General features: G+C 38.2%; 7 protein-coding genes and 1 pseudogene. 7 read left to right on the forward strand and 1 reads right to left on the reverse strand.

Annotated features, from left to right (window positions below; all coding sequences use genetic code 11):
• Positions 1 to 38 precede the first annotated feature (38 nt).
• Positions 39 to 797: pseudogene (locus tag J7I90_RS00380) on the reverse strand (GTP cyclohydrolase II).
• A gap of 673 nt (positions 798 to 1470) precedes the next feature.
• Here J7I90_RS00380 and J7I90_RS00385 point away from each other — a divergent pair.
• The 7 genes from J7I90_RS00385 to rbsK all read left to right on the forward strand — a co-directional run bounded on the left by J7I90_RS00385 (position 1471) and on the right by rbsK (position 12331).
• A complete protein-coding gene (locus tag J7I90_RS00385; protein ID WP_214767587.1) occupies positions 1471 to 3540 on the forward strand; it encodes a bifunctional aldolase/short-chain dehydrogenase in 2070 nt (689 codons plus the stop codon).
• 183 nt (positions 3541 to 3723) lie between these two features.
• Positions 3724 to 4977, forward strand: coding sequence for an L-rhamnose isomerase (gene rhaA, locus J7I90_RS00390; protein ID WP_214767590.1), 1254 nt, complete (start codon positions 3724 to 3726; stop codon positions 4975 to 4977).
• 1054 nt (positions 4978 to 6031) lie between these two features.
• Positions 6032 to 7042 (forward strand): autoinducer 2 ABC transporter substrate-binding protein, encoded by a 1011-nt coding sequence (locus tag J7I90_RS00395; protein WP_251025027.1) that lies wholly within the window; start codon positions 6032 to 6034, stop codon positions 7040 to 7042.
• On the forward strand, positions 7032 to 8903 hold the full coding sequence (locus J7I90_RS00400) for a cache domain-containing sensor histidine kinase (RefSeq protein ID WP_214767595.1): 1872 nt from the start codon (positions 7032 to 7034) through the stop codon (positions 8901 to 8903). Before J7I90_RS00395 ends, J7I90_RS00400 begins: the two co-directional genes overlap by 11 nt.
• Positions 8869 to 10482, forward strand: a complete 1614-nt coding sequence (locus J7I90_RS00405) for a response regulator (protein ID WP_214767598.1) — start codon at positions 8869 to 8871, stop codon at positions 10480 to 10482. Before J7I90_RS00400 ends, J7I90_RS00405 begins: the two co-directional genes overlap by 35 nt.
• A 191-nt stretch (positions 10483 to 10673) precedes the next feature.
• Positions 10674 to 11363: a ribulose-phosphate 3-epimerase gene (gene rpe, locus J7I90_RS00410; protein ID WP_214767601.1), complete on the forward strand. Its 690-nt coding sequence runs from the start codon at positions 10674 to 10676 to the stop codon at positions 11361 to 11363.
• Positions 11360 to 12331 (forward strand): ribokinase, encoded by a 972-nt coding sequence (gene rbsK, locus J7I90_RS00415; protein ID WP_214767604.1) that lies wholly within the window; start codon positions 11360 to 11362, stop codon positions 12329 to 12331. The genes rpe and rbsK overlap by 4 nt, the downstream gene beginning before the upstream one ends.
• Positions 12332 to 12353: the final 22 nt, after the last annotated feature.

Genomic DNA, 12353 nt, shown 5'->3' on the forward strand with positions numbered 1-12353 from the left:
ATTCAGGGGTATAAACAATTTCATATAAAACAAATAATTCATTCATTTTTACTATCTTTTAAATGACCGGAACGAACGACTTTAGTTTTTAAATATTTTTCATTAAACTCGGAAATGTCTCCCCATAACGGAACTCTGCCTGCAACATTAGCACCTGAGTTTTAAAGAGCTTCCAATTTTCTCGGATTGTTGGTGATAAGAGTCACTGGATTAGAGCGCAGTTTTTTTAACACCCGAATGGCGTCATCATAGTTACGTGCATCATCCACAAATCCAAGCTCCAAATTCGCTTCCACCGTATCCAATCCTTTTTCTTGCAGAACATAAGCCATGGCTTTACTAAATAATCCGATGCCTCTTCCTTCGTGATTCGCTAAATAAAATAACGCTCCGGATCCTTGAGTTGCAATCATTTTCATAGCCTGCTTTAATTGAAAGCCACAATCACAGCGTTTGCTTCCGAATATATCCCCAGTATGACAAATACTATGCATCCGGATAAGTGCATCAGCTGAATGTTGAAAATCTCCATACAGTAACACACTGGATTGCTGCATTTCCGCTAAGTTGGAAGAGGCTAAAGTTTCAATGATCTTATTTATATTATAAGTGCCGTCACCACAAAAATGACCCGCCATATTCTCACATCGTAACCAGCAATACCACTGGAATATAATTGTTTCTCCCTCTAAGTTAACGGGTAATTTGATTGGGCCGACTAAATAAATGGATGTTTCATCACTTTTAATAACGTTAATTTTATCTTTTAATATTAAAGCCACTTTTTCATTAATCATATAAACTTCCTCCCGAAACTTCTAATACTACGATAACGTTTACTAGTTCATTTCATATTGTACCCAATCCACTCTTTTGTGAATCTTTGATTTTAAATAGAAAAAAAAGCTTCAAATGTACTAAAGCGAAAGACAATATCAAAAGGTTAACCCCATCTTTGGTGTGAAAGCCCAAGACCATTTCTTATTTGAACCACAGCACCGATTTTTCAAATGGAATTCGATTAAAAACACTGTATCTCTTAATTTCAGTAAAAAGGATTGAGAAGCATTATTGCATCAATGGTATTTGGATTAGAAAGAAGTTTGTCTAGCTGCCTGTTTACCCGTGAAAATTATGTCTTTCCGTAGGAAATGTCCTGCGAAGTCTTTGGGAAGTTTTGCATCTTTCTTTTTCTAAGATGGAAGGGACATGGTGTTTACATTCCTGGTCATTTGTTGTATTTACGTTTATTTTACAGACTTCATCTAAGGAAAATGGTGATTTTTTTAGATGATATTACCTTGCAGAATGATTTGGATTGTTGAAAATGCGGATACATCCATTATCTTACGCTCAACGATTTTCCTTGTTTTCGTAAAATTGTAACAATTAAAAAAACTTCTTCAAATGAAAACAAAAGTGTTATACAATAAAACAAAAACAAATAAAGATAAACGGGGGTAAAACAAAATGGTTAATAATTTATGGAATGATAAAGAAGCGTCAAAAGTGACATCTGGAGTAGAAGAACTGGTATATCGGTCTAATTTAATCGGTACAGATCGAGCCGTCTGCAACTGGGGAGGCGGCAATACATCCATGAAAACAATGGAAAAGGATTTTCGTGGCCGGGAAATTGAAGTCATATGGGTTAAAGGAAGCGGTTCCGACCTAGCAACAATGAAAGCGGGCAATTTCACAGGTTTGAATCTAGCGGAAATTCACCCATTAATCGAGCGTGATGACATGCCTGATGCAGATATGGTTGAATATTTGTCACACTGCATGATCGACAGTAAGCATCCACGAATGTCGATTGAAACTTTACTTCATGCCTTCCTTCCCTTTAAACATGTTGACCACACACATCCAGATGCAATTATTAGTCTTTGCTGTGCAGACAATGGAAAAGAAGTCGCCAATGAAATTTTCGGTGATCGTTTTGTCTGGGTACCATATGAGCGCCCTGGCTTCACTTTGTCTAAAATGATCGCAAAAGGTGTGAAAAATAACCCGCAAGCCGAGCTTGTTTTAATGGAAAAACACGGATTGGTTACTTGGGGTGAAGCATCGAAAGAAGCCTATGAAAAAACCATTTCGATCATAACGGAAGCAGAAGAGTTTATTAAAAGCCGCCAGCATGAAGAAGATGCATTTGGTGGACAGGCATTTGACTCTTTAACTGAAGCAGAGCGCAAAAAGGTACTTGCTTCTATTATGCCGGTTATCCGCGGTGCTGTGGGCGAGGAGAAAAAAATGCTTTTAACCTTTGACGATGCAGATGATGTCCTGCAATTTTTGAACAGCAAAAATGCGGCAGCCCTATCACAAGTCGGTGCCGCTTGCCCGGATCACCTTGTACATACAAAAATGAAGCCACTTTTCATTAACTGGGATCCTCAAAATGAACGGACTGAATCCTTGGTGGAAAAAGTTAAAACGGGTATTCAACAATATAAGGAAGAGTATAAGCAATACTTCGAGCGCAATAAAAACGAAGGAGATGTGATGTTTGAGGTGGCACCACGAGTTATTTTGATTCCAGGTGTCGGAATGGTCAACACAGGCAGAAACGTAGCCATGGCAAACGTGAGCGGAGCACTTTACCATCGAGCGATTGCGGTTATGAAAGGGGCAACAGCAATTGGCGAGTTCGTATCTCTCAGTGAAAATGAGTCATATAACGTTGAATACTGGCCACTTGAGCTTTATAAATTGTCTCTTTCACCGGCAGAAGCGGAGTTCTCACGGAAAGTAGCCTTCATTACAGGCGGTGCGGGCGGAATTGGCAGCGCAACAGCACGGCGTTTAGTTTCTGAAGGTGCCCATGTAGTTCTAGCTGATTTAAATATTGAAGGTGCTGAAAAAGTTGCGGATGAAATCAATAAAGAATACGGGGAAATACGTGCTGCAGCTTTTAAAATGGATGTTACCAGTGAAGAGCAGGTACAGGATGCCTTTGAGAAATCAGCTCTTACATTTGGGGGAATTGATATTATCGTCAACAATGCCGGCCTTGCCACATCCAGCCCGTTTGATGAAACAACCTTAAAAGAATGGAACCTAAACATGAATGTACTGGGGACAGGCTATTTCCTTGTAGCACGTGAAGCTTTTAAGCAAATGAAACAACAGGGAACAGGAGGAAATATGGTATTTGTGGGATCGAAAAACTCTGTTTACGCTGGAAAAAATGCTTCTGCTTACAGTTCAGTCAAAGCACTTGAAACACATCTAGCACGATGCATTGCAGTGGAAGGCGGGGATTTCGGAATCCGTGTTAATTCTGTTTTGCCAGACGCCGTATTACAAAGATCTTCCATTTGGGGATCGGCTTGGCGTCAAGAGCGTGCCGCTGCATACGGAATAGAACCAGACCAGCTTGAAGATCATTACAAAAAACGTACGACATTGCTAGTCAACATATTCCCGGAAGACATTGCTGAGTCCATAGCGTTTTTCGCTTCATCAAAAGCAGACAAAACAACGGGTTGTATGGTCACTGTAGACGGCGGTGTACCTGGAGCTTTTAATCGCTGAATAGGTTTTGCCTGCTTTCTTGGATTTTGTTGCTTTAAGTGGAGGGTTTGTCATAGGTGGAATCAATCTATCGAAAAATAATAGATTAAGTATGTACTGCCCATTATGATAATTGAAGAATATGTGAAAAGGTAGTAGGAATCATGGAGTAATCAATTCAATCCGTTAAAAGGGTGGGACGATATGACAATTAAAGAACAGTACGAAACAGCGAAACAAGCGTATTCGAATTGGGGAATTGATGTTGATGCGGCACTCGAAACGCTGAAAAAAGTGCCCATTTCGATTCATTGCTGGCAGGGTGATGATATTGGTGGATTTGAAGTGAACAAAAGTGAATTATCTGGCGGTATTGATATAACGGGAAATTATCCAGGAAAAGCCACTACGCCGGAAGAGCTGCGCATGGATTTTGAAAAAGCGCTATCTCTTATTCCGGGGAAACATCGGGTCAATTTGCATGCCATTTATGCGGAAACAAATGGAGAAGCAGTCGAACGCGATCAGCTTGAGCCAAAGCACTTCGAAAACTGGTTGAATTGGGCTAAAGAAAACGGTCTTGGTTTGGATTTTAACCCGACACTATTTTCCCATGAAAAAGCAGCAGACGGCTTGACACTTTCTCATCCAAATGAAGAAATTCGTGAATTCTGGATTGATCATTGCATCGCCAGCCGAAAAATCGGAGAGTACTTTGGCCGTGAACTAGGCAATCCCTGCTTAACAAATATATGGATTCCTGACGGCTACAAAGATATTCCAAGCGACCGTTTGACACCGAGAAAGAGATTAAAAGAATCCCTTGATCGAATTTTTACAGCAGAAGTGGATGAAACATGTAATTGGGATGCTGTGGAAAGTAAAGTATTCGGTATTGGCTCCGAGTCATATGTCGTAGGATCGCATGAATTCTACCTTGGCTACGCACTGAAAAATAACAAGATTTGCTTAGTGGATACGGGTCATTATCATCCGACTGAAACTGTATCGAACAAAATTTCTTCGATGCTATTATACAGTGATAAACTAGCACTTCATGTTTCGCGCCCGGTTCGATGGGACAGTGACCACGTCGTAATTTTAGACGATGAGCTTCGTGAAATTGCGCTTGAAATTGTTCGCAATGATGCATTAAACCAGGTGATCATTGGTCTTGATTTCTTTGATGCCAGCATCAACCGTGTTGCTGCCTGGACGATTGGTACGCGTAATATGATTAAGGCCCTCTTATATGCCTTACTTGTACCGAACGATCATTTGAAAGAGCTGCAAGAAAAAGGCGATTTTACTGAGCGACTGGCATTAATGGAGGAATTTAAAACCTATCCATTTGGTGCAATTTGGGATTATTATTGTGAAAAAATGAATGTGCCGGTAAAGGAAAGATGGCTGACGCAAGTGAAAGAATATGAACGTGATGTCTTAGCAAAGCGTTAAAATAACAAGTTGTCCTGAATCCGCAAACCGATGTGTGACTAATTCTGCAGTATTAATATGGGGTCTATCGATTCGTCCCGAGTGAATGGTGAATGGTCTGGAATTACCGAAATATAACGAAGAAGTGGAGAAAAAGTAAAAAAGTTTTTGTTTAAATTAGAAAATTAATATAGTTAAAAAGGAAAACTTATTAGAAAGGTAATTCCTTTATAAAATATACCTATAACGATCTATGACACAGGTCTTTCTATGGGTATATTTTTTTTGATTGCACGTTAATAAATAGACATGAAAGCTAGTCAATTTGTGTTAAATCCGGAATGAGAGTCTCGTGCAACAAATTGATTTAACCAGTTGAAAATTAGACTGAGGATTGAGGAGGAATCGTTAAAGTAACTTTTTCTAAAAAGGGAGGATTTGGATTGAAGGTATCAATCTACAGTTTAAGATAATAAAAGCACTATGAAAAAAGGATATAGAAAATGTAATGACGTAGACTGCTTTGTAATTTTCCAATACAACTAAAAATGAAACACTATGAGCAAGTGAAACTATATAAAAATATTATTTGAATTTTAAAAAAGTTTGTGAAATTTAAATTGACAAACCTTTCAAAAACAGTAAAAATCAATAATAAAAAGAAAAAAGTGATGGGGTTCAAATGTACAATAGAGATATTTTTAATACATATAGAAGAGAATGGGAAAGGCGCTCACTCTTGTTGCTAAAATACGATTTTTTCAGTTTCCATCTCGCTTTTTGTGTAAGTTAGTGGTTGAACATAACAGAGAAGGACATGGCTGGACAATAAATTATAGGGAAACCTGAAAGTATATAAAGGTTTCCTATTTTAGTAAAGAAATTAAGGTTATACTCCCGGTAAAATCCATCATTTATGAAACCGTTTTCTTAGAAAGAAGCAGCGGTGAATGGAACCGGAAGAGAAAAGCACTTCTTAAGTCATTCCTTATTACAATATCCATGATACGTGCTAAAGTTTAGAATTTAAGAAAGAAGGTAGCTAATCATGTTAAGGATGCCCATCTTTTTTATTTTGTTTTTATTTATACTAAGCGGCTGTGATCATTCTACAGAATACGAGATTATTTACAATGATGAAGAAAGTATCGACGTTAATACAAAACCTGTCGAGAATAAAAAAGATTCGTATACGATAGCTGTTATACCTAAAATTGACGGAATACCTTATTTTAAAGCGGTAGAGGAGGGGGCGTTGGAGGCGGGAAAAGACTTAGGTGTTAAGGTCATATATACAGGCCCACCTACCCCCAGCTCTGAAAAGCAGGAAGAGATTATAACAAAATTAATTGAAAAAAAAGTGGACGTAATTGCGGTATCTGCAAATGATCCATATAAATTAGGCAGGGTGCTGAAAAAAGCAAAGCGTAAAGGAATCAAGGTGATCACCTGGGATTCTGATACTAATGCATCATACAGAAGCTTTTTTGTGAACATGATAGATCCTGAGATAATTGGCAGGCATGTAATGGATACTCTCGCTATTGAAATGGAAGAAAAAGGGGAGTTTGCGATTATGACGGGATCTCCTACCGCTGCCAATCTTAATACATGGATTGATTGGATTCAAATTCAACAAAAAGAATATTATCCAACTATGAAACTAGTTGAAGTGGAATATACAAACGAAGATATTCATAAAGCGTATAAGGTAACACAAAATTTATTTAAAAAATACCCGGACCTAAAAGGAATTATTGGTATTTCAACGGTTAATCCTCCTGCTGCGGCTCAGGCTGTGAAAGATGCAGGGGAAATCGGCAAGGTTGCTGTAGTCGGTACATCGACTCCTAATTTAATGAATGGGTATTTACAGGAAGGGGCTGCCCAGACCATTACGTTATGGAGTCCACAAAAGTTAGGTTACTTGACTGTTAGCCTAGCAAAAAACTTATTGAATGATGAATTTCCGTATGAAGGACAGAACATTAATAACATAGGTAGGATTAAATTCAAAGGTGATATGGTTATTATGGGAGAGCCCATCGATTTTACAAAGGGAAATGTGAACCAGTATGATTTTTAAAGGAAAAAAGCCTATCCTGATAAAAAACCTTCGTTTAACGACAAAACTAGTTACAACCTATACATTATTAACGGTTCTACCTATGGCCTTCCTTGGGTTAATTGCATACTGGCAATACACAAAATCAATAGAAGAAGAAGTAGGCGAATATATTCCCCGTCTTGTTAAACAGGTTAATGGCAACATTGAAAATGACATTCAAAAACTAGAGACCTTACCTGATTTAATTTATAATTCCGGTGATGTTATGGCTATTTTAAGAGACAGCCAATCAAAAAAAAAATCGGTTTTGCTACACGATGAATATATCATGAAGAGTTATTTGACAAGAACCTATTTAAATAACAATTCATCTCTTATTTTGGGGGCGTTTCTTGTTTCCAAGAATCGTACATTTGCAAGTACAAGTCTGCATTATGACAATTTTGGTTTTGAAGATGGTTCCTTGCCATATGCAGATGACCTAGGATTGCTAGGCGAGATGCAGTTGCTCCTTCCTAATCAGACTAATTTAACGTTTGAAGGGGATCCCTCCTATTTTATGCTGGTCAAAACAATTACTGATTTCGATAATAGAAAAAATTTAGGAACGCTCTATTTAGCCATCGATGTAGCCTTTTTTGAGCAATCACTTCAGGATTTGCAAAAGGAAAAGAATGTTACGATGTGGATCATGAATAAGCAGGGGAAGATAATTTATCATAAGGATCATTCAAAAATTGGTACAGTGGAAAAAGGGATACATGATTACCCATTACTGAATGGTAGTTTTCGTACAGAAATCGATGGAAAACGGAATTTAATCAGTATAAGTGAATCAAATGAGCTGCCATGGGTACTCGTTCATAGCATGCCTATCAAAAACATGACAGAAAAAACGGATGTTATCCGAAATGTAACAATTTTCGTTTTTATCCTTTTTACACTTATTACTACATTGATCTCTATCTTTTTTGCCTGGACCGTTACACGTCCACTAAACGAATTAGGAGATATAATGAAGCGGGTGGAAAAAGGTGATTTATTAGTAGATATACCTATACATTCCGAGGATGAAGTCGGGATGCTCGCGAACAGTTTTCGATCAATGCTTGCAGAGATAAGAGAGCTGATTCATAAAAACTACCACATTGAACTGCGAAAAAAAACAGCTGAATTATACGCCCTTCAATCTCAAATAAATCCTCACTTTATGTATAATACGCTGGAAACCATAGGCATGGCTGTGGAAGAAGGAGAGAGCGATGAAGTCGTGAAGATGGTGACTCTGCTTGGTAGAATGATGCGCTTTTCAATCAGTAATAAAGAAAGCTTGGTTCTTATAAACAGTGAGGTTCAGCACATTGAAGATTATTTAAGCATCCAACAATTCCGTTTTGAAGATCGTTTGCATTTTATGATAGAAAAAGGAGCAGATGTAGTTAATTATTATATACCCAAGTTTGTTTTACAGCCAATCGTTGAAAATTCCATTAAATATGGATTGGAAAAAAGAAAGGAAATAGACATTCAGATACATATTTCTGAAGAGGAAACTCAGACAGGTGAGGAATATCTTTTGCTGATAGTCAGTGATAACGGACCAGGGATGACAGAAAGCAAATTGATTGAATTAAATGAAAAGTTACGTTTGGATCCAATGATGAAACGGGACTCTGGCTTTGGGATTATCAATGTAAATGCAAGAATTGGCATGATGTTCGGGGAACAATATAATCTTCAAATTAATAGCGAATACGGAAAGGGAACGAGTGTGATTATCCGACTTCCCAAAATAAATGCCCAACAAGTAAGCATGTATGTTCAAGGAGAGGAGAAGAACAGAGATGATACAAAGGGTCAGGACGGTCATTGTAGATGATGAACCAAGGATTAGAAGAGGCATAGAAAGACTAGTACAATCTTGTGGGGAAGAGTGGCATGTTGTAGGTGTTTACTCCGATGGTCAAGAGGCATACGATGCAATTATCAATCAAGTAGAAGAAGTTGATGTATTAATTACAGATGTACAAATGCCTGTCATGGACGGGTTAACGTTAATTCAACATTTGAAAAAAACTAAACCAAGGCTATTTCCATTCATTATAAGCGGGTATGATGATTTTCTCTATGTACAGACTGCCCTAAGGGAAGGAGCTGTCGATTATATATTGAAACCGATTGATCGAGAAAAGTTTAAACTGCAGTTGAAGACTGTGCAGGAAAAAGTAATTGAGGCACGAAAGGAAAGGGAAAAGATAGGAGAAATAGAAGAAAGAGCCTTGATATTAACCCATGAAAAGCAGCTTCAATTGCTGATGGAAATTACGTGGAAAGATGCAATGGACTTATCATTACTTGAATGGACGCGGCAATTTCCAGAAGGAACCTATTCCCTGATCCATATTGGAATCGATCATACATCTGCCAAGACCCAAAGTTTTTCACCAGAAGATTGGGGTGGATGGAATGATGTAATAAAAAAACTTATAACAGACTTACTAGATGATCATTCAATGCATTGGATGTGGAAAGATAGTCTACATGCTAGTTGGTTTTTGATTAAGGATACTACCCCTACAGCTTTGGAGCAATTGTGTATAACATTAAAAACAAGTGTCCAACGGCAAACCCCTTTTACGGTTTCCATTGCCCTTGCGAATGAGTTTAATGACCTTACCCTTTTAGTAAATATTAAAGATGAATTACGATCTACCTTGCAATATCGAATGATACAAGGAGGCAATAAAATTTTCAGAACTGAAATGCTTAAACATGTATCATATAATAAAGTGATTGAAGTGCCGCCATCCATCTATAAATGGGCAGAAGAGACAGTGGAGGCGATGGAGCATGGTGAAGAAGCTGCCATTCGTTCTCTCAGGCAATTTTTTAACGAACTGAAAGATGTCACTTCCCCTTTCATAATACAAGAATCGGTTCGCTATTTGTCTATTAGAATTATTAATAAATGGATTAAAAGTGATGGTTTTAAAGACCTTCCGCTTTTACTTGAGGAAGCATTTAGCATTGCCGAGGATTCTTCTCATTTTAATCATTTAAAAAAGGAGACGGAGCGCTGGGTCATGAATATGTTAAAAAAGCAAGCAGCATTTCAAAATGACCAAACAGATCCCATACGCCAGGCAAAAGAATGGATTCTAAAACATATAGGCGATAACATCACAATAAAAAAAATCGCCAATCATGTCCATTTAAATTCAACCTATTTTTGTGAGTATTTTAAAAATCAGACAGGTGAAACCGTGCTTGACTATGTAACTAATGAACGGTTAAAAGTGGCGAAGGAATTATTAAGTCATACAGATTTAAAGATTTACGATATCGCTTCAAAAGTAGGCTATCAAGATACCAAATATTTTAGTCGGCTGTTTAAGCAATGGACAGGACAACTTCCGTCTCAATATCGAGATACTCATGAGTTTTTTGTGAAAAAGTAGAAGCTTCCATTCCGGAGCTTTTTTTTATGTCTACATTGAAAATGTCCCGAAGAAAATCCCCCCTACCCGAATTTTATCACCTACCAGCTTATACCAATTCCCTTTATAGTGAAAGTATCAGAAAAGAAAGCGCTTCCTTTATGAGGAAAACGCTTTCTTGATAAAAGACGAAATGGAACGGGAGTGTTTATATGACCTTAATTGGACCCTCACTTATGTGTGCAGATATGGGGAATTTACAAGAATCAGTAATGAGATTAGACCGTGCAGGTGTTGATTTCTTTCATCTAGATATAATGGATGGATCGTTTGTTCCTAATTTTACAATGGGCCCGGATCTAATTAAACGCATTAGGCAATTCTCGGATAAACCATTTGATGTTCACTTAATGGTTGAAAGACCGGAAGACCATTTAGATCTTTTCATTCAGTCGGGGGCAGATATGATTTCCATTCATGCAGAGGCAACTGCCCATTTACAGAGATCACTACAAAAGCTGAAGAATGATGGGATTAAGGCAGGGGTAGCCTTAAATCCATCAACCCCCATCACAGAGCTTGAACATGTATTGGATGTAGTCGATTATGTAACGGTGATGACGGTGAATCCTGGTTTTGCCGGACAGTCCTTTGTACCGCTTATGTATAAGAAAATAAAAAAGATAAAAGAATTAATTCAATCGGAAGGCTACCAAATTGATATTCAGGTAGATGGAAACATTGGGTTCGAAACCATTCCGGGTGTATTGAAAAATGGAGCCGACATGTTGGTTTGCGGGACGTCCTGTTTATTTAAAAACGATGTATTACTGGAAGATGCCGTTGGCCAACTCCGGGAATTCTTAGAGCAAATGAAAATGAAAAACGAGGGTTGTGCATGAAAGGGGTTGTAGTGGTAGGGAGTATTAATATGGATATTGTCGCAGTCACTAATCAGTATCCAGCGCATGGGGAAACGATTTTTGGAGAAAATATGAAACTATTAAGTGGTGGAAAAGGCGCAAATCAAGCAACGACGTGCGCTAAACTTGGAAAACCAGTAAAACTGATCGGTGCGGTTGGCGACGACGCATTCGGGCATGAAATAGAACGTTCTCTTCTTCAAAATAACGTGAACATATCTTCCTTGAAACATGTTGCAGAACATCCAACTGGATGCGCAGTCATTACAGTAGATGCTACAGCAGAAAACACCATGCTTGTCATTAAAGGGGCCAATGAACATTTGACAAGAAGTGATATTGACATTTGTTTTTCTACCATCAGTGATGACTATGCTGTTTTACTTGTACAGATGGAAATTCCTAATGAGGCTGTTCTACAAGCAATGAAAAGGGCTAAAGAAAAAAATATGTTTATTATCCTGGACCCTGCTCCGGCAGAAGGGGTAACGACTGAAGCACTAACGTATGCCAATTTGATTACGCCGAATTGGCAGGAAACAAAAGTGTTGACTGGGATTGACGTCAACTCGAAGGAAAATGCATGCAAAGCGGGTGTTTTCTTTGAGAATCATTTTGGAGTGGAGAATAGCATTATTAAGTTGGGCCATAAAGGAGCATTGGTTTATCAAAACGGTGAAACAAACTTTATCGAGCCCATTGCTGTAAAAGCTGTTGATACAGTGGGGGCAGGAGACTCGTTCGCAGGAGCCCTTGCTTGTGCCATTGCAGATGGGGAGACGATCGAATCAGCAGCCGAGTTTGCTTCAATTGTAGCGGCGATGAAGGTAACGAAAATGGGGGCCCAAGATGGTGTGCCGAGGCTAGCAGAAGTGGAACATTTTTGTGAAACTAATAACATTAATTATTATGGTAAAAAACAAAAGTTGAATCAAATTTATGACTGATTAAGGTTGGAAAGGAGAGAAA

The sequence above is a fragment of the Bacillus sp. ISL-57 genome (assembly GCF_018613135.1).
GTDB lineage: Bacteria > Bacillota > Bacilli > Bacillales > DSM-1321 > Peribacillus > Peribacillus frigoritolerans.